This window comes from Paraburkholderia guartelaensis (assembly GCF_004353905.1).
GTDB classification, from domain to species: Bacteria; Pseudomonadota; Gammaproteobacteria; order Burkholderiales; family Burkholderiaceae; genus Paraburkholderia; species Paraburkholderia guartelaensis.
The window spans coordinates 1-19,037 of the sequence record NZ_SMOD01000078.1; the positions used below are offsets into that span (position 1 = coordinate 1).

The window sequence follows — 19,037 nt, forward strand, 5'->3', positions numbered from 1 at the left end:
CCTACCGCATACAACAAACCCAGTTCAGTTACGCCTTCCCGAAAAGCGGTTTCATCGCCGTACCCGGCATCGGCGAGCACAATGCCCGGTCCAATACCGGATGCGACAGCCTCGCGGAGTTGGGCCAGCGCAATCTGTGGCTTGGTTTCGAAGGCGAGATCGTCGGGGATGCCCGCACGACGCGCTCGCTCCCGGTCTTCAATCCATTCCTTGGGGACATACAGCTGCCAGGCAATTGGCAGGCTGCCGCGTTGCGTCGCGATCGACAGGCTCACGGCGATCTGGCAGTTATCCTGTTGATATGACTCCTCCTGTCAATAGGGGTGGTTTTTGAATCGTATTCCATAGGCGTTTTAAATTTCCTGAGGGCGACGTAGCAGTAAATCTCGACGGCGGATCAAGCTGATATTCGCGGATTGGGTACCGCATTACAGAGGTCCGTGTCATGAGCCTGCCGCTTTCTTGCCACGCAAGTCGGCCTGATGCCGTTGCCAAACAAGAGCGCGGATTACTCAGATACCGGGCTACGCCGCCTTCAGGAAACTTCGCAGTGTGTGAGTTGTTGGGATGGTTGGAGAAACTCGTTACGCCGGCTGTTCGCTTTGCGGCACCGCCAGGGACATCGCCATCCGACCGATGTCCCAGATGAACGCGGCAAGTTCACGGGCCACAGCGATGATTGCGACTTGCCGTGTCTTTCCTCTGGCCACGAGCCTGCGATATCGGCCACACAGGCGTAGCTGGGCATCCCAGGCACGATCAACAATGGGCTTGGGTATGCCTTCCTGCCGGCTCTGTATGTCTTTGCTCACGCGCGCCGGATGCTGGTAGCTCCAGGCTGATTCGACCAGCAGCTTTCTTGCATAACTGTTCCCGACCTTGGTGATACTGCCCTGGCGACGTTTCCCGCCGGATGAATGTTCCGAGGGCGTGACGCCGAGCCAGGCCATCAGTTGTCGCGGATGCTCGAAGCGCGAGAGATCCCCCAGCTCGGATATGAGTCCCACCGCCGAGATGAACTGGATGCCGCGCATCGCCTGCAGGGCAAGCACGACCGGATAGAACCGCCAGGCAGGAACGGCTTCGTGCAGCGCTGCCTCCAGTCGGTCACATTGGGCGAGGCGATCCTCGATGGTGCGGCGGTGTTCGTTGAACGCCAGTTGCTGCCACGCGCTATCGAACGAAAGGATACTCAGCCACCGCCGGTGGGCCAGGCCCCAATTTGCCCGGCCCGAGTACTGTACGCCGTGCGAGAGCAGGAAAGACTTCAGCCGCTGCCGTGCCTGCTTCAGATCGTCACGGGCGGACGACCAGGCCCTGGCCAGATCGCGAAATGCCTCGTCTTCCACGGTCGGCACATGCACTGCGGACAGATCGCCGGCTCGCAGCGAGCGCACCAGCTTGAACGCGTCACGCCGGTCGGTCTTGACGCGATCACCGGGCGTTCTCGGAATCAGCGATGGCGCACACACCATGCTATCGAAGCCTTTCTCGATGAGCCGGCGATGCAGTCCATAGCCACAAGGGCCCGCCTCATAGACAACGTGAACATGCCGGGCCTTGGATTCCAGCCGCTTGCATAGCCGATCAAGTGCTGTCTGTGTCGTGCCGATCTTGCCGAACAGTTCAACGTCGTCCAGACCGGTCGCGTAGGCAACCGTGATCGAGTCCTTGTGAACGTCGAACCCGACGTACAACGTGCTATCCTGGTTCATGCTGGCCTCCGTGTCCCGGAAACAAACCGTCGAGTGGTGGCTCCGGCCACACTCTTGCGGCTCTGGCAGTATGCTAACCCGCGTTTCACTTCCCCACGGCGGCCAGCCTCACTGCCACGGGAGTCATACTGACTTGCCCGACGCCGTTAGCGTCAGCTTCAGCAGATGCATGACGTCGTCGTCCGTGATCCGACGCGCCACTTTTTCGAGCAGTAGATGATGCCGAACTGTGTCAAAGTAGGCGCGCAAATCGAGGTCTATGACGCGGGTCTTGCACTGAACAATCGCCGTCGCCACCCGATGCACCGCTTCATGCGCGGTACGCTTGGGACGATATCCGTACGACCCCGGTTGGAAGTCTGCCTCGAAGATCGGCTCCAATATGAGCTTGAGCGCGCCCTGGACCACCCGGTCACGGATAGCCGGAATCGAAAGGACACGGACCTTGCCCCCGTCCTTCGGTATTTCCTGCCGCCGCGATCGTAGCGGTACGTAGGCACGCCCGATCAGTTCGGAAGCCAGCGTAATGCGAGCCGCTTCGCTCAGCCAAACCCTGTCGGCAATCAGTCTCAGAAGTCGATCGAACTTGCGTTCTTTGTCCTCCGTCGACCATGTCGCCAGTTTGCTTTGCATTTCACTGATTATCAAAGGTCTTCACCTCACTATGGTCAGCTAATCAACCCAGCAAACCACTTCAACTGCCCCCCTTCGCCATGTAGCCGGCTTTCCCGGCCTCGGACTACTACGGGGGCTCCGCCAGCCTGCATATCATCGGGGACACACTCCCTTGACATCTATGCAAGCCTTCCCCAGTTCACATGTCGGACTCAACGCACGGGCGAGGTTGCCTATCGCAGTCTTTATCCTTGCTTGCCGCAAGTCGTCGCAGACACCACGGTCTAGCTGCGCGCGCTCCGTGATTCCAGCCGGCCGGCATACATCTCCAGCCAGCATTCGCGGCACCAGTCCATACCTGTGACCAACGCCGATCCGCGTCCTGCCTCTTAAGCGGTGTAGGCAGGGGTGACGATTCAACCCTCAGATGCGTTTCAATAGGTTCGTGTCCCTCAACCGTCCCATGCTCAGCCTAGAAGCTCATCTTGGCGTAACCGCTTCGCCGCAAGCTCCGTTTCCCACGGACTTCGTCACCTTGCCAGTGTCCGGCAAGTCACCGCCGCTTCGGCTCACTTTCTCTCGCAGCAGAGAAAGGGCATGCCCCGGATTACCGCAACTTCAAATCCACCGGGTCCTGCATTCCAAACATGTTCAAGCAACTTCACCCCCATGTGGGCGGGCTACGTTGGCTGGGCGTACGGTAGGTCTCATCGACACGCCACGAGCGACCCGCAGGTGTAGCAAGGCGGTTCCAGCGTTTGACGAACTCGGGTGTATAACGCCTCACCCAGCGCAGAATCGTCGTGTGAGCCAGCGACAATCCCCGTTCGGCCATCATCCCGACCAGATCGCGAAAGCTGAGCTTGTAGCGCAGGTACCAGCGAACGCACAGAATGATGATCTCCCGATCAAAATGGCGTCCGTCGAACAACTTCTCCGGACTCTTCAGCTTGCTCATCGCGGCTCGTCGGTTCGTTTTGTTCCGACAACTCTAACCCATTCGCCGGCCCTATTTGCACCAGAGCCTCCGAGAACCGGAGTTTGCGTGCCCAGTAGTGCGCGGCGCTGCATGCCTCCATTGCAACGAGGCACGGCTCGAGATTCGCAAACCAGTTAACGAACCGATCGCGCGTAATCGCCTTTCGGACGATGACAAGATCGGCACTGTCGACGGCATGGATCTGCATGACATGCTTCGCCAGATCAACTCCAACACGAGCAATCTTGTCCATGACTCCCCCTTCGCGGAAGGTTGCGTAGCTCCGCCATGGTGCTCGCTTTCGGCGCAAATCGCGACTCATAAATGTGCTTGATGCATCCAAAAAAAATAGCGACTTATACAAAACGAGCCTGCGCTGTTACGATTCGTGCATCGTTGCCACGGGGTTAGGTGCGAGCGCGGAGTTGTCGCGGCCCGTGACGAGCGGGCTCAGCACGCCTCGGATGCCTTTATGTTCTCGAGCTGGAGCTTGAGAGCGTGATGCGACCGCCGCGCCGGATTGCCATCTTTCTTGTCCGTAGTGTCCTCGCAAGGATGGCCCTGTCTACTTCGAATCAGTTCAGAGGGTGCTAGGGCAGTCTCGCAATAGCAGTCGCCATCTGCGTCGTAGGGCGGCTCCGCGTACCGACGGTCAGGATATTTGGCCACCTCGTTCACCGAGCTGGTGGTCGGAATCGGCTCAGCAGTTCGGCTGCCTCAACTGCATCGTGATGATGGAGCGGTTGGGCGCGCTGTTCCATGGCTGTCAAGGCCTCTTGACGTCGCTGTTCATCGCCACGCCGTTCGCTCTTCTGCAATGTGGCGGCCATGGTCCTGCCGTGCGACTGATTGCTTCCGACCGTTGCATGCGTAGCGATCGTGATCGTGTTTCCCCTCATGCGGTCCTGCTGGAGTTTGAGGGTGACTCGCGAACAAAGCGGCAACTGTCACAACGTAAAAGCGCTGTGCGTGTTGATTCAACTGCCGGCAAATCCACATTGACTGTTAACCTCACAAGAACAAACCGTATGGCTTTACGTCGCATCGCAACCGCATTGCTGCTGGCTGGATTGATTGCCGCCCATACCGCGCAGGCAGATGTGATGCTCAATTTCGTTGACGCCGGCATCGATCAGGTCGCCAAGGCGGTCGGCGCGGCGACAGGGAAGACGATCATTGTTGACCCGCACGTCGAAGGGCGGCTGAATCTAGTCTCTGAGCACCCTGTTTCCGAGAATCAAGCATTGAAAACTCTGCAGTCTGCGCTGCGAATGCAGGGTTTCTCGCTGGTGCAGGATCACGGTGTGCTCAAGGTTGTGCCCGAAGCGGACGCGAAAGTGGAGGGTGTGCCGACGTACATCGGAAATGCGCCTTCGGCACACGGCGATCAGGTCGTCACCCAGATCTTTCGCCTCAGGTACGAATCGGCGAACAACCTCCTGCCAGTGCTGCGTCCGCTCATCTCGCCGAGCAATATGATTGCGGCCTATCCATCGAATAATACGATCGTCGTCACGGACTACGCTGATAACGTCCGCCGCATTGCGCAGATCATCGCGGGCGTCGATTCTGCGGCCGGCCAGCAGGTGCAGGTAGTGGAACTGAAAAACGCGAATGCGATCGACGTTGCGAGGCAGATGACCAAGATGCTCGACCCTGGGTCGATCGGTAATACGGATGCGACGCTGAAAGTCTCGGTGCAGGCCGATCCGCGCACGAATTCGCTAATGCTCCGAGCGTCGAACGCAGTGCGCCTCGCGGAGGCGAAGTCGCTGGCGAAGCAGCTTGATGCGGCAACCAGGCGGCCCGGTAACATCCACGTTGTGCAGCTGCGGGGCGCGGATGCCGGGCGTCTTGCGAAGACGCTGCGCCGCATGCTCGGCAAGGGCGGCAATGATTTGATGTCCACAGGGGGCGGTAATGCCGCGAACTCGTTCAACCAAGGCATGGACTCGTCGGCGAGCACACCGGGCCAGCCGCCACTTCCAGGCGGATCCTTGGGCGGTTCGTCATTCTCGTCGATGGGAAGCAATCGACTCGCAGGCGGCGGCAACAACGGCGGTCAAGGCAACAACGCGGCGTTTCTTGGCGAAAAGGAAGGCGGTGACGGTGAAGAGAGCCAGCCCGGCGGGGTGATCCAGGCCGATCCGGAGACGAATTCGTTGATCATTACCGCGTCGGACGCCGTCTACGGCAATCTGCGCAGCGTGATCGATCAGCTTGACGTCCGCCGCGCGCAAATATATATCGAGGCGTTAATCGTCGAACTGTCGGCGACGACAAACGCGAATCTCGGCATCCAGTGGCAGGGTGCGCTGCTGTCGAATGGTGGAAACAACGGTCTCTACGGCAGCTCCAACTTCAATTCCAACGGCAGCCAGGGCATCGTGAACCTGACCGCGCAGGGGGCGACCATCGCAAACGACCCGGCCCCAGCGCTCGCGACGAAGGGCGCGGACCTGCTGAACAACGGCCTGAACGTAGGCCTGCTGCACCGCTTCGGCGACGTGTTCGGTCTCGGCGGCCTGTTGCAGGCGCTGTCGCAGTCGAGCGACGCGAACGTCCTATCGACACCTAACCTCATCGCGCTCAATAACGAAGAGGCGAAGATCGTCGTTGGCTCGAACGTGCCTGTAGTGACGGGTTCATACGCCACGCCGACCGCGAATGCCGCGACGTCCGTAACCGCGTTTAACACGTTCGATCGACAGGATGTCGGGATCGTGTTGCGCGTGAAGCCGCAGATCACCGACGGTGGCATCATAAAGCTGCAAATCTATTCCGAAGCCTCGTCCGTCGATTCGGCCTCGACGAACAATCAGGGCGGCGTGACGATCAGCAAGCGCTCGGTGCAGTCGACGGTGCTGGCCGATGATGGCGAGATCATCGTACTCGGCGGCCTGATAGAAGATAAGTACGCGAACGGCAACAGCAAGGTGCCGCTGCTAGGCGACGTGCCGTGGATCGGCCAGTTGTTCCGTTCGGAGCAGAAGAGCCGCGAAAAGACGAATCTGATGATATTCCTGCGTCCGGTCATCATCGACGATCGGGATAAGGCGCAGGCTGTCACGTCGAACCGCTACGACTACATTCAAGGTGTGCAGGGCGCGTATCGTCAGGACAACAACCTGATGAAGGACGACGACCCTGTCGTGCCGCAGAAGCCGGTAGGTCAAAGTCAGGACGGGTCAACCCTGAATCTGTTCGATCTCGACAAGATGCGTCGCCAGTAGATCGATGTCTTAGTTGTCGTGTTGGGATGCCCCTATGCGATTCATCAAGCGTTAGCAGGTTGCGGAAATGGAGGAAGGCCGCTTCCGTCGGGGTGTATTTCCGCAACCTGCTAAGGGCAAGCTTGCGACAAGAATCGAGCTACTTTGACTGGCGTTGCTGCACATATCTTTTGACGGCGTGGCGCGCTGACGTCTACGTGCAACAGCCGGGAGGAAGCCCCAATACGATTCCTGCGTACAACTTCGATTTATGTTGGCCGGCGTGTTGCGCAGTGACTATGGGACTGAAAGAGCCGGCGCACGGAAGAGCTACATCAAGGTCAAGGGCGGCCAGTGGAAATATATGCACTGGACCGCATGAAAAAAACTGATGCCTCACGCACTTTGTTCGGACTGAACTACATATCAATTAATTTGATGTTAATTGTCTTGTGCCCTCTCCTACCCACGAGGCAAACTTCTACCTCGCGCGGGCAGTGTGTGGTAGCCAAGTGGGCTCACCAACGGTTGAAAGATTGATTCAGAATAGTGAACGGCACCTCTTAAATCAGTAGGATCTGGTATGGTCGTTGAGTCACTAGCTCCTCAAGAATGGTTGGACACCTTGCTGGTGTTACGCGGTGCATCGCCACGCGTTTCCAATATCTCCTTCGTAAATTTATATGGCAGAACTCACAAAAATTACCGATGACACCCTTGGCACCGTGCAAATTTGGGGGTTCCATGGGGAATGCAACGTAAGGGACGTCGCAGCGGCTCTTGAGGAGATCGCTGCGGGGCTAAAGGGCGACAGCCATACAATTCACGTGATGTCGGGCACCCACGGCTGTTGCGTGGGGCGAGTCGGTGCTGTCGCAACACGCGAGCAAAGGTTTGCGGAAGAAGATCGGGCTCTCGCCCACCCCATGACGGCAGACAACAAGACCATTGTTGTGGCTGTCCACGACTTCAATACGAACAAGCTGCCGGCTCCCGACTATGTGTCCGCAGCGATGGCCAAGCTCAACAAGGACATCCGCACGATCGTGGCAGAGACGCCCGGAACTCCTACATTCCTGCTCGCCTATTGCTGCAGTGCAGGCACGAAGTAGCAGTGATGGGTTCCGCGGCTCAGGTGCAAATAGCGCGGGGGCGAATCGGTTAAGGTGTCGGGCTGAACGAATTGAGAACTGGCGATGAGCAAGCTTAAGAGCCTGGACGAACTGTTTGCAGGCCGTCACTTTGACCGCGATGTGATCATTCTGTGTGTTCGCTGGTACCTGCGCTACAAGCTTGGCTTGCGCGATCTGGTCGAAATGATGGCGCAACGGGGTCTGGCGCTGGCCCACACGACGATCCTGCGCTGGGTGCGGCGCTTTGCACCGGAGTTCGTCAAACGGTGGAATCGCTTCGGCAGGCCCACCGGCCAGTCCTGGCGTGTTGATGAGACTTATCTCAAGCTGCGCGGCAAGTGGGTCTATCTTTATCGGGCGGTGGATCGGGTGGGCCAGACGATTGACTTCATGCTCCGTGCAAAGCGCGACGTGGAGGCGGCAAAAGCCTTTTTCAGGAAGGCGATCAAACATCAGGGCCAGCCACCGAAGAGCATCACGCTTGATGGCTATGCCGCCTCGCACCGCGCCGTGCGCGAGATGAAGGCCGATGGCTTGCTGTCTGAGGACACGAAGGTCCGATCCTCGAAATATCTCAATAATCTGGTCGAGCAGGACCACCGCAACATCAAGTCCCGGACGAAAGTCATGCTCGGCTTCAAACGTTTCAGGAACGCAGCGATCACTCTCTCTGGTATTGAGTTGGTACATCGCATTCGCAAGGGCCAATTCGGTCTCGCGAAGCTCGGCCTCAAAGATGCCACTGCGCCCGCAGTCTGGGAGGTCGTCCTGTCTGCTTGATAAGATATCCTCTATATAAGAAAAATCTCGTGCAGACCGCCTATTTGCACCAGAGCCGCCCTTCGCGGGTTTGCAATCGCAGGGGCTGCTGTCGCATTTTCCGCGGTCGTTGGTTTTTCCATAGCTTATTGTCGAGAACCCGTGGGCGCAGTGTTCTGGACATTCCTTATGGCATTCGGTGCGCCCATTGAAACTGCGATGAATGAGCCGGGCGTGTTTTTCCAGGCGCTTCTCGGATACCTTGCGGTCGTTGCCGTTATCAGTGGGAGTAAGCGGACTCGCTTCAGTTGGAAATGGTTCGCCCCCGGTCTCGCTGCGGCGTTTTGTGTAAGTCTGGCGGCGTGGATGTTCGCCGATCCAGGAGTATGCCGCATCATGTGAAAGTATGGCCAAGTGACTCGATTTACGGATCGTTGTCCTGGTGAATTCTCTTTCAGGAGATTGTGGGTGCGAGGCGTTATTCGAATGGGAGACGCAACAAGTCATGGCGGCCGCGTGGTGACTGGACAGAATCGGTCTACAGTGATGGGCCGGCCAGTCGCATGTGTTGGCGATAAATGCACCTGTCCTCGATCTGGTCACAGGGATTGCGTGATTATCGAGGGTGATGAGAATGTCAGAATCGATGGGCATGCGGTTGCGTTCGATGGTCACAAGACCTCGTGCGGGGCCGTCCTGATCTCCTCAGTGGCAACGTCCGGCTTGGCGTGAAAGGCAGGTGAGCATATGAGCGATCCCTCAACATGATTCAGATGCGAAGCAACCCAGGCAATCATCTCTCCTATGGCTATCCGGCATAGCCCTGTGGGCGTTCCTGATCCTCCAGATCTACTTCTGGGCGAATGGCCCCTATGAATTTGGCGATGCCTTAGTCAACGGACTGATCTCGATATTTGTGAGCGTCGCTGGTTGCGTTCTGCTACTGCTATACGCGCTTGTGTGCCGTCCGTGGCGTTCGCACAATGATGGCCTAGGCTTTTGGCACCAGATGTTGATCGCGCTATATGCTGTTTTGTACTGGTGCGCGGTGTTAGCGCGAGGGCATTGATTGCCCACATCGATCATGTATGGGTTGTGTGACGGCCAGTTGTAGATTGATGTCGATGTATGACTTTGAGATTGCCTTTGTCAAGATCTTTCAGGCTGTGTTCACTCTAACCGTGTGATAGAGGTTCGGGGTGCGCAGGATGCCTTCGCGGCAACGTACCGTCGGAATTCCGGATTGTGGTTCGAGTGTGCTTTGCTGCTGCGAGGAGCTCGGCCTGGCTCTGGCAAGGGGGTGTCCATTGCGTCGAAAATAGTGGGCATCACGTTCATGCTGACTTATGCGTCTGTCGACGAGAGGTGTCGTGAGCCGCTTATTTTCAAAACACAATGGACGATCTGATTTCCTTTTACGAGCGGGAGCTTGGGCAGTTGCGCGCTTCGCTTGCTGAATTCGCCGCGCGATATCCCAAGGCCGCTGCGCGCCTGTCGATTTCCGGTCAGCACTCGGAAGACCCGCAGGTTGAGCGGATGATCCAGTCCGCAGCTTTGCTCAACGCGCGGACGACGGCGCGGCTTGAAGACGACGTGCCCGAGTTCACGAAGCCGCTGCTTGAAGTCGCGTATCCAGAATATCTGCGCGCGTTTCCATCCTGCACCATCGCGTGTTTCGAGAGCATCCGGGCGCTCGATCGGCTGACGGAACCGGCGGTCATCAAACGACGTACCGAACTGAAAACACAGACCGGAGAATACCCGTTCGAGACCGCGTACGAGGTGACGCTGGCACCGATACGGGTTGTGGACGCCGGGTTTCGCATGCCCACAGCCGCTCCAGCAGCCGTATGCCTGTCCGATGAGACGACCGGGGTTCTATCCATTTCCTTTGACGCATTGATAGCTTGCGCTGACCTGCGAAGTATCGTGCCGGATAAGGTTCGCGTTTTCGTGGACGGTAGCGCGCCGTCCGTTGCAGCAACCATCGATGCGTTCCTGCAACGTGCGCTGGGCGCATTTGTCGAGGTCGATGGAAGCGGGCGATGGACAGCGTTGCCACAGGTGCCTGTCAGCGCCGCAGGCTTCGATGACGATGATGCGATGATCGAGCGCGCCGACCGGCAACGTTCGCCGTTCCGACTTCTCCTGGAGTATTTCGCGTTTCCACAGAAGTTCGACTTCGTCGACATCGATCTGGCGACACTGCTGCGCGGCAACGGCCCGCGCAATCGTGTCGACCTTCATATCCCTGTGCGCGGAATCCATCCGGACTCTTTCGCGGCCCGCGTCCTGCGCGAACTGGGACCGGCGAACTTTCGGCTTTCGTGCACGCCCGCTGTCAACCTGTTCCGGCTTCCGGCAGAGCCCGTTGTACTTAAGGACATGACGACGCCGGTCTATCCGCTCGCACCGCAAACATTCACGCTAGGGGAAACTTCTGTCTGGACTGTGGACGCCGTCCGGGTGAGCGTGAAGGGCGGAAGCAGCACGACGATTGCGCCGGTGCCGGCTTTCGAGTCCCTGAACCACCATGGCCGCACAGGTGCGCATGGCGCTCGCGGACCCTTTTTCTGGGTCGCCGAGCGCGACAGGCGCCTGGCAGAATTCGTTGCCGGACAGGACACGCTACTGGCGTTCGTCGGCATCGATGGTCGCCCTGTTGAGCCCGCTGGCTTCGAACAGATTCATGCTGATCTGCGATGCACAAACCGCAATCTGCCAGCGGCGATTGCTCCAGGTAACCCGGCGGGCGATTTTGTAAATGTGGTCGGGGCACGGGGAAGCCGTATCGTCATGCTGCGGCGACCAACAGTCAGTCAGCCCCGACCGGGAAAGCCGGGCCGCTACTGGAACCTCGTGAGCCTGCTCTCGCCCGGAACTTTCAGCCTGAACCAAGCGGGGCTGCCCGCGTTGAAAGAACTGCTATCGGGTCATGTTCCGAAGGATTCGCAGCCCGCGGCCAGGCATATCGACGCGATTGTCGGGCTTGCAGGCGAACCCGTAATGGAGTGGGTGATAGCGCCGCCGCAGTCGCAGCTCGAGCGTGGACTACGCATACGCCTGGTCGTCGACGATGTTGCACTCGCGGGTTACGCACTCAGCACGTTCACGCGAGTGCTGGAAAGCGTGTTCGTCCGGTATGCCCCCGCACACAGCTTTGTGCAGGTCGTACTCATTTCAGCAAACAACGGCGCGGAACTCACCCGTAGCCGATTGCTGCGCGGAACGACCCCGCTCATCTGAGGGCAGGATTTGATCGGTGAATCAACAGACATGATCGAACGGTTGTCGGACATGTCGCGCGAATGTAGGCGATGGGCAGTCTCAGACGCCGGTACGAGACTGCCCGTCTGGTTCAAATCCACATTCGCACATGTCGCTCCGGACGAGTATCAGGAACTCGTGCAAGTCTGGAGTGAGGAGCCTGTGTTGCGGGATATGTCGGCGATGTTGTCAGCGCTGCAACCGGAGCATCTGGTGACGATTGCGTGTCCATATTGCGAGAACCGGAACATCACGCTGCTGAAACCCACCCAGGCGTTCTATCACTGCGACGCCTGTGATTCAAATTTTTCCGGTCGAAAAACACGCCGTTTTATCGCCTTCAGCGTCAGAGCTATCCACGCATCTATGCAACGGAGCCGTTTTGCTGTGGGCCTCATGGACACCGTTTGAAGCACGGAGGATCTCGGGGGCCAGCGATTCGGGCCTGAGGCCGCCCGGAAAAAGTGGAAGCCATCATTCCGTAAAATTCAGGAATGGAGGCATACTTGAATCGAATCCCCAAAGCCGTCTACACGAAGGAATTTCGTGAAGAGGCAGTGAAGCTGGGGTAGCGGCAAGGTAAGCACTTATGCGCTGCAGGGCATAAACGCTTACCTTGTTCGCCCCCCAAGCTTGCAATGACCGAGGGTGTTGGTGTCTCGGAGGCTGCGCGACGGCTGTCGATATCAAGAAGACAGTAGCAAACTGGGCGCGTGCTGCGAAGGCCGGCAAGCTAGAGCGCGTGGGCCAGCATCAAAAGCCGCTCACTGAGATCGAGACCGAGCTCGCGCAAGTCAAGCGGGAACTGGCCGAAGTCAAGATGGAGCGCGATCTACTAAAAAATTCGCAACGTACTTTGCGAGGGAGTCGCGGTGAAGTACGGCGTGATCGAACAGATGCGACAGGACTATCCCGTGCCACCGATGTGCCGGCTGCTGGGCGTTTCCGTGAGCGGCTATTACGCTTGGCGCAAACGCTCGCCGTCGTTGCGGGCACAGCAGGAGGCGCGACTGGAGGCGGAGGTGCTCGCTGCGCATCAGCGCACGCGTGAAACCTTCGCGCCCGAACGCTTACAGAAACACCTCGGTGAGCATGGCGTGCAACTCGGCGTTCATCGCATAAAAAGGCTGCGTAAAAAGCTCGGGTTGCGTTGTAGGCAGAAACGCAAATTCAAGGCGACGACAATTCGAAGCGCGACCTGCCAGTGGCACCGAACCTGCTGAACCAGGATTTCGCCGCAACCGCGCCAAATCAGGCCTGGTGTGGTGAGATCACGTATATCGCGACCGACGAAGGCTGGCTATATCTCGCCGGCTTGAAAGATCTGTTCAGCGGCGAACTGGTAGCCTACTCCATGAGCGAGCGCATGACGAAGAATCTGGTGATGCACGCACTGTTCCGTGTCGTTGCATCGCGCCGCCCGGCGCCGGGTCTGATCCATCACACGGATCGCGAGTCTCAATACTGCGCTCTGGCCTATCAGGCGCTCGTACGCCAGTTCGGCATGCAGGGCTCGATGAGTCGCCGTGGCATGCTACGATAACGCACCAATTGAGTCGTTCTGGGGCACGCTCAAAAGCGAGCTGGTCTGTCATCGACGCTTCGCCACACGCGAAGAGGCACGGCGAGCCATCAGCGAATACATTGTGAGCTAGGCGCTTAACGACGTACCGTTGTTGGCAATTCCGATCAATCTGAGATCTGAGTTCGTCGCCATGCTCGATTCCGAGACTCGCTTTGCAACCTGCTGGCTGGATAGCGTGAATCACATAGGAACGGGTGCGACGTCTGGCTACACGTTGTAGCGCACGGAGAGTGCGACTACGAAGACACGAAGACGACAAAGACCACGGTAGATCGTTGTTGACCAATTAGACGACAAAAACGGGTGCACAGGTGCCGGGAGGATGGCTCCCGCTCATCCAGCTACGGCGTCAGATACAGTTTGTCCGGAACCTCACATCTCCTACATCCGTCGGCCCGATTGGAAGAAATACATCACACCACATCGAGATGACCTGGCTCCGTTGGCAGAGTCGTAGCTGCACGCAGCGCCAGCGACCTACAGTCGTACGCGTACCCCGTGCACAGGCTCACCGGACGGCCACCGCGCAAACTTGCTGCGATCTGGTTGAGCGCTTACCGCCTCACATCGCAAAACTCACACCATCGCAGGGCATTGAGTTCGACTGCGGCCGCGCTTGAAACCCTTACCGATCGACGCATGGCGGTGTTGGCTCAAGTTTTGCTTTTGCTTTTCGCGGGACCATTACGGGTGGATTGAATGACGACTGAACACGAAATCAAATCTCACGGCGCTGCTGTCTCAGCCGGCGTTTTTGCGCGCGCGCCCCACACGGTTGCGGAGCCTGCGCGTGCAACGGACCTGCGACCCTTGTCTGGACGGATCACGGGGGACTGCGTACACGCAGGAGGAACGCCGCCACCTCGCGTTCGAATGGATCGCGCCAACGTACATCGCGCTCGTCGAGCGTGGCTTACTGAGAGTCGTCGCGCGAGGCAGTTGTGCACGGCAATGGGCGGAGTGCATGGAGTCGACTGGATTACGGCTGGGCCGTGCGAGGGCAGGCGCATCGCATTCTATCGGGCAACACCTACGGAGGCGGCATGACCTGCATTGTGGCGCTGACGGATGGCAGGAAGGTCTGCATGGGTGCCGATTCGGCTGGAGCAAATGGTTGGTCCATGAGCACGCGCGCCGACCCCAAGATTTATCGGGTGGGGCCGTTCCTGATCGGCTTCACGTCGTCCTTCAGGATGGGGCAGCTTCTCGGCCATAATCTGACCGTCGCGCCGCGCCCTGAAGGTACGGATGTGCTGGTCTTCATGTGCACGACGTTCGTTGAAGCGGTACGCGCTTGCTTTACCCGAGGTGGATTCGCACGCAAGGACAGCGAACGGGAATCGGCTGGCACTTTTCTGGTCGGGTACGAGGGGCGCATTTTCCGGATTGGCGACGACTATCAGGTTGGCGAAAACGCCGTGAACTTCGATGCCTGTGGTAGCGGCGAACAGGTGGCGCTGGGCTCGCTACATACCACCGCCGGAATGCCGATGCGGCCAGAAATCAGACTCGAACGCGCCCTGGCTGCGGCGGCCGAATTTTCAATGGGAGTCCGTGGCCCGTTCCGGATAGAAGTGCTGGACGGCCAGACCGCTCAACGGTGGAACGACGAAGCGGTAAGCGACGTTTGATCTAGCAGCCGCTCACTGGCGACGAATGGGTGGTGGTCGAGTCGCTCTTCGGCCCGCAGACACGTGGCCCTGCCGTCCGCGCGTCGCCAGTCTGCGGGCTGAACGCCATCCTGCATGTGCTCACCAAGAAATGCCGGTGGGTGCATCTGCCGCAGCACCTCGGCTACCCGTCCCACATTGCCGTCCGGCATAACTCCAGGCGCTGGCAGCAGAAGGGCACGATGGACGTCGTGGTTGCGGCTCTGGCGCAGCACGGTCGCGTACTGAGGCCGGCCACGCCCCAGAATGAGATCGGTGTAGACGTCGCGCTCGGCGGGAAGGACAAAACGGTAATCACGCCGCGGTACGACAACGACTTCGCCGAACACCGGGTAGTTCTCCAGGAAGATCAAAGCGGGAAAACTGAAAGTGGATGAAAGCAACAACGTCTTCAATTATTTTGGAATGCGTAGTATTCCGTCACTGATTTTCTGTGTGAACGGAAAGGAATACGACGGATTGGCCGGGACGTCTTCTTTAAGGTTGAAGGACGAATGCCGGGCTTGCACGTGTTCATGGCCGGGAATGTGCGACAGGCGTTGTGGCGGAGAACGCGCGGCGCGAGTCATACGCGGCGCTTCCCATGCCGCGCATGACCAACACCTACATGTTCAATGGCGACCAGGATCGGCAGGAAACTATCGAGTCGGTGAAGAACGGCCTGTACGCGGTGAATCCCGGCGGCGGCCAGGTCGACATCACGAACGGTAAGTTTGTGCTCTCGGCGTCCGAGGCGTACATGATCGGGAACGGCAAGATCACCGGCCCGGTGAAGGGCGCGCCGCTGATTTGCAGCGGTCCTGAACCGGTGAAGTACGTGAGCATGATCGGCAACGACATGTCGCTCGACACGGGCGTCGGCGTTTGCGGCAACGAAGGCCTGCGCGTACCGGTCGGCGGCGTTGTTGCCTGAATACAGAGGAATTTCCATGCTGCCTACCGCAACGATTCAGGATCCGAAGGACTACAGCATCAACGGCCGATTCGTCCGGCGCTTCCTCCGATTGGCGCGTCCGTATTGGACGCGCCCGCGCGCGTGGCGTTCATGGCTCGTGTTGGGCGCATGTACTGCCTTTTCGATCGTGGACACTGCACTCGGTGCCAAGCTGTCGTTTCTCACCAGAGAGATGAGCGATGCACTGGTATCGCGCCACGCGGTGTCCTACTGGCACCTGTTCACCCTTTTTACGTTGGTGGGCCTGGTCATCAATGGCGGCGTGGTTAGCCTGTTTTTCAACTTCGTGGTGAGTCGGTTGACTTTCCACTGGTGGGCGTGGCTGACACGCGACCTGGTGCGGCGTTATCTGAATGGCCGTGTGTATTTTCGTATCGAGCAGGACAACGATGTCGATAATATTGACCAGCGAATCCAGCAGGAAGTCGGGCCGTTCTGCAGCATGGCCGTAACGTTGCCGTGGGTGTTGCTACACGCGGGATCTGGATTGGCGGTTCAGGGCTGGATCCTCAAATCGATTGCGCCAGCGTTGTTTTACGGTGTGCTCGCCTATGGTGCCGCGACCACGGTCATTACGTGGTGGCTGTACCGCCCGTTTATTCGCCTGCAGTTCGAATCGACCGTGGCGCAAGCCGATCTGCGCTTTGGCATCCTGCATGTACGGAACTACGCCGAAACCATTGCTCTGTATCGCGGCGAACAGGCAGAGGGCACGAGCATCGGGAAACGCTTGCAACGGGCGGTTCGTATCGCAGTGGCGACCTTGCAATATCAATTCGTCATGAATGCCGCAGAGGCCGGTCTCGGCTTGATCTGGACCGTATTGCTGGTGCTGGCCCTCGTGCCATTGTATTTCAGTGGAAAAACTACATTTGGAACGATTACTCAGGGTGTCGCTTCTGCAGAGCTGCTGCGGGGCGCGATCCAGCGACTGACAGGATTCGTGCCCACATTTGCAACGGCGGCGCCTCACGTGGTACGGCTAGCGCAGATCGTCGAGAAAGTACAGGCAGTCGAGCGGGAAGGCGCTGGTCGGGACAACACGATCACGCTTCGTCGTGGCCAAGCCATCCGGTTCGATCGTCTCACCGTCGAGACGCCCGGACGGGAACGCACGCTGTTGCGGGACCTGTGCCTGACGCTTTTCGCTGGCGAGCACCTGCTGATTATGGGGCAGACCGGAGTCGGTAAAAGCTCATTGTTGCGGGCGATGGCGGGGCTGTGGCGCGCGGGTAACGGCACGATTACGATGCCGGACTCCGATGAAGTGCTGTTCTTGCCACAACGGCCGTACATGCTACTGGGTAGCTTGCGCGAGCAGATCCTGTATCCGGCGACAACCCGGGCGTTCACCGACAGCGAACTCCAGGCATTCCTGGTCGAGGTATCACTGCCTGATCTTGCTGCCCGGCATGGTGGCTTTGATAGTGTCATCGATTGGTCGCGCGTGCTGTCACTCGGCGAGCAGCAACGGATAGGCTTCGCGCGTGCACTGGCTGCCCAGGCGCGTTACGTTTGCCTGGACGAAGCGACGAGTGCGGTCGACGTGGCAACGGAAGCGCGGCTGTACCGGGTGCTCGCCCTGCGCGGCATGACCTGCGTGAGTGTCGGGCATCGACCGTCGTTGCTCGCGTATCACACCTTGGTGCTGGAGCTGCAACCGGATGGGAATGTGCGTTTGGTCACCGTCGACCAAAGCCGAGAAAAGGTGGGGCGCCTGAGCGACGCGGACATCCTTTGAGCGCTGCTTTTGAAAGACGTTCGTTGTCCTGAATCAACCATCGATATGACTGTGACGAATATGAATAGGTTGAACGGCTCGTGCATACGCAGGAACAACTGTTGGTGTTCCCAAACGCCGCTAGCAGCGTTCACAGAGTTGCTTGACCGAGGAAGAGGCGCGCGTGACACGCGGCACGTTTACCGTGCGTTGCGTCCTGTACAGCGCCCCGTCGCGGCTGATCGGTCATCGTCTGAAGGTACGCCTCTACAGTGATCGGCTCGATTGCTATCTGTCCGGCGCGCTCGTGCACAGCACGGCGAGAGTCACACACACACAAGCAAACGGCGCGGTCGCGGCATCGACTACCGGCACTTCATCGACTCGCTCAAACGCAAGCCGCAGGGGCGTTGTCACGTTAAGGTATTCGAGACGCAAGTTCGCACAGGACGTACATTTGCTCAGAAATCGGACGGATCTTGGGTGAGCCCAGTGAAGCGATGCCACCCGGCAAAGCGTGCGGCGAGCTGATTGCGATAGAGTGATGTACGCAGTAAATGTCGCTTGAGCGCGAAGTGCTGGCGAATTGGTCCGAAGCTCGATAAGAACGCTTGTGTGCGATCAGGATCGCGGAAACCACGCATCCGGCGTTCGCGCTCACGCGTGGGTTGATGGCTATTTTCGGCACGGTTGTTCACCCGAGCACTGGCTTTGACGAATACGTGTTTGATGTTTGCCAGTTCGGGAATTTCGGCCTTCGCGGCCTGATAGCTGCGCAACTGATCGGTGACAATCCTTCGCGGCGCGTCGGGACAGGCGGCCAGCACGCGTTTGAAGAAGCGCTTTGCTGCGGCCTTGTCGCGACGTTTCTGCAGCAGGATGTCGAGTTCGGCACCGTGCTGGTCGACTGCCCGCCAGAGCAGATAAGGCTCACCGCGCAACGTAACGAAGACTTCGTCAAGATGCCATGTGCTGCCAGGTTTGCGGCGAGCAGCTTTGACGCGATGTGCGAAGCCCGCGCCGAATTTGTCGCACCAGCGGCGGATCGTCTCGTAACTGACGATGACACCGCGCTCGAACAGCAGTTCTTCAATATCACGCAGGCTGAGTTGGAACCGGAAGTACCCGACACCAGGCCTTGCCACGCGCGGATCGCCGCGCGTGGCGCGAGCCCGTCGATTCCGCCGCGCGAGGGAGCGAAGCCGTGGCCAGATCGCACGCCTGGCGCCGCCTGGCGCAATGCAGCTATTGCTGCTATCGAAGGAAGCAGCAGGCGCGAATGGAAGCAGGCGACCGGCTACCACCGGCGATCGCTCGCCGAGACCTTGGTGTACCGGCTCAAGGTACTCACGGGCTCCAGTATGTGGGCGCGCGCGACTGGCTCGCAAGCCACCGAGGTGTCGATCCGTGCGGGTGTACTCAATCGC

Annotated in this window: 13 protein-coding genes and 7 pseudogenes; 13 read left to right on the top strand and 7 right to left on the bottom strand. The window is 58.8% G+C overall.

Going from position 1 to position 19,037, the window contains the following annotated elements:
* From E1N52_RS41460 to E1N52_RS45145, 5 genes and pseudogenes are all read right to left on the bottom strand, one after another.
* Window positions 1–299, bottom strand: a pseudogene (locus tag E1N52_RS41460) (transposase); the annotation flags it as partial.
* Window positions 300–584: 285 nt separating this feature from the next.
* Window positions 585–1,715 (bottom strand): IS110 family RNA-guided transposase, encoded by a 1,131-nt coding sequence (locus tag E1N52_RS41465; protein ID WP_133190725.1) that lies wholly within the window; start codon window positions 1,713–1,715, stop codon window positions 585–587.
* A gap of 123 nt (window positions 1,716–1,838) precedes the next feature.
* Entirely contained in the window at window positions 1,839–2,348 is a 510-nt protein-coding gene (locus tag E1N52_RS41470) for a reverse transcriptase domain-containing protein (RefSeq protein WP_246089446.1), read from the bottom strand.
* Window positions 2,349–3,030: 682 nt separating this feature from the next.
* Window positions 3,031–3,288: pseudogene (locus E1N52_RS41475) on the bottom strand (IS6 family transposase); the annotation flags it as partial.
* A complete protein-coding gene (locus E1N52_RS45145) occupies window positions 3,239–3,562 on the bottom strand; it encodes a hypothetical protein (protein ID WP_246089447.1) in 324 nt (107 codons plus the stop codon). The pseudogene E1N52_RS41475 and the gene E1N52_RS45145, both read right to left, overlap by 50 nt.
* Before the next feature lie 775 nt (window positions 3,563–4,337).
* Between E1N52_RS45145 and gspD the strand changes: the two genes are divergently transcribed.
* The 9 genes and pseudogenes from gspD (at window position 4,338) to E1N52_RS41525 (ending at window position 14,896) form a co-directional block, all read left to right on the top strand.
* A complete protein-coding gene (gene gspD / locus E1N52_RS41485; protein ID WP_133190745.1) occupies window positions 4,338–6,542 on the top strand; it encodes a type II secretion system secretin GspD in 2,205 nt (734 codons plus the stop codon).
* Between the two features lie 662 nt (window positions 6,543–7,204).
* The gene (locus E1N52_RS41490) at window positions 7,205–7,633 is read left to right on the top strand and encodes a hypothetical protein (RefSeq protein ID WP_133190727.1); all 429 of its coding nucleotides are present in this window, start codon (window positions 7,205–7,207) and stop codon (window positions 7,631–7,633) included.
* Between the two features lie 84 nt (window positions 7,634–7,717).
* Window positions 7,718–8,434 carry an IS6 family transposase gene (locus E1N52_RS41495; RefSeq protein ID WP_133190729.1) on the top strand — a complete coding sequence of 239 codons (717 nt, stop codon included), beginning with the start codon at window positions 7,718–7,720 and terminating at the stop codon, window positions 8,432–8,434.
* A gap of 168 nt (window positions 8,435–8,602) precedes the next feature.
* Window positions 8,603–8,815 (top strand): hypothetical protein, encoded by a 213-nt coding sequence (locus tag E1N52_RS41500; protein WP_133190731.1) that lies wholly within the window; start codon window positions 8,603–8,605, stop codon window positions 8,813–8,815.
* Between the two features lie 66 nt (window positions 8,816–8,881).
* Window positions 8,882–9,145 carry a PAAR domain-containing protein gene (locus tag E1N52_RS41505; RefSeq protein ID WP_133190733.1) on the top strand — a complete coding sequence of 88 codons (264 nt, stop codon included), beginning with the start codon at window positions 8,882–8,884 and terminating at the stop codon, window positions 9,143–9,145.
* Window positions 9,146–9,808: 663 nt separating this feature from the next.
* Window positions 9,809–11,659 carry a type VI secretion system baseplate subunit TssF gene (gene tssF / locus E1N52_RS41510; protein WP_133190735.1) on the top strand — a complete coding sequence of 617 codons (1,851 nt, stop codon included), beginning with the start codon at window positions 9,809–9,811 and terminating at the stop codon, window positions 11,657–11,659.
* Between the two features lie 30 nt (window positions 11,660–11,689).
* Window positions 11,690–12,091, top strand: coding sequence for a hypothetical protein (locus E1N52_RS41515; RefSeq protein ID WP_133190737.1), 402 nt, complete (start codon window positions 11,690–11,692; stop codon window positions 12,089–12,091).
* A gap of 227 nt (window positions 12,092–12,318) precedes the next feature.
* Window positions 12,319–13,326: pseudogene (locus E1N52_RS41520) on the top strand (IS3 family transposase); the annotation flags it as partial.
* Window positions 13,327–14,308: 982 nt separating this feature from the next.
* Window positions 14,309–14,896: a hypothetical protein gene (locus E1N52_RS41525; RefSeq protein ID WP_133190739.1), complete on the top strand. Its 588-nt coding sequence runs from the start codon at window positions 14,309–14,311 to the stop codon at window positions 14,894–14,896.
* Here E1N52_RS41525 and E1N52_RS45705 read toward each other — a convergent pair.
* Window positions 14,860–15,330 (bottom strand): hypothetical protein, encoded by a 471-nt coding sequence (locus E1N52_RS45705; RefSeq protein ID WP_425468210.1) that lies wholly within the window; start codon window positions 15,328–15,330, stop codon window positions 14,860–14,862. The genes E1N52_RS41525 and E1N52_RS45705 overlap by 37 nt on opposite strands.
* A 146-nt stretch (window positions 15,331–15,476) precedes the next feature.
* On the opposite strand from E1N52_RS45705, the pseudogene E1N52_RS41535 reads away from it, so the two are divergent.
* The 3 genes and pseudogenes from E1N52_RS41535 to E1N52_RS45150 all read left to right on the top strand — a co-directional run.
* Window positions 15,477–15,848 (top strand): annotated as a pseudogene (locus E1N52_RS41535) (metallopeptidase TldD-related protein); the annotation flags it as partial.
* A gap of 16 nt (window positions 15,849–15,864) precedes the next feature.
* Window positions 15,865–17,631: an ABC transporter ATP-binding protein/permease gene (locus E1N52_RS41540; protein ID WP_133190743.1), complete on the top strand. Its 1,767-nt coding sequence runs from the start codon at window positions 15,865–15,867 to the stop codon at window positions 17,629–17,631.
* Between the two features lie 175 nt (window positions 17,632–17,806).
* A pseudogene (locus tag E1N52_RS45150) lies at window positions 17,807–18,012 on the top strand (IS21 family transposase); the annotation flags it as partial.
* 59 nt (window positions 18,013–18,071) lie between these two features.
* Here the strand turns inward: E1N52_RS45150 and E1N52_RS41550 are convergent.
* Window positions 18,072–18,734, bottom strand: a pseudogene (locus tag E1N52_RS41550) (IS6 family transposase); the annotation flags it as partial.
* Between the two features lie 3 nt (window positions 18,735–18,737).
* On the opposite strand from E1N52_RS41550, the pseudogene E1N52_RS41555 reads away from it, so the two are divergent.
* Window positions 18,738–19,037: pseudogene (locus E1N52_RS41555) on the top strand (IS5/IS1182 family transposase); the annotation flags it as partial.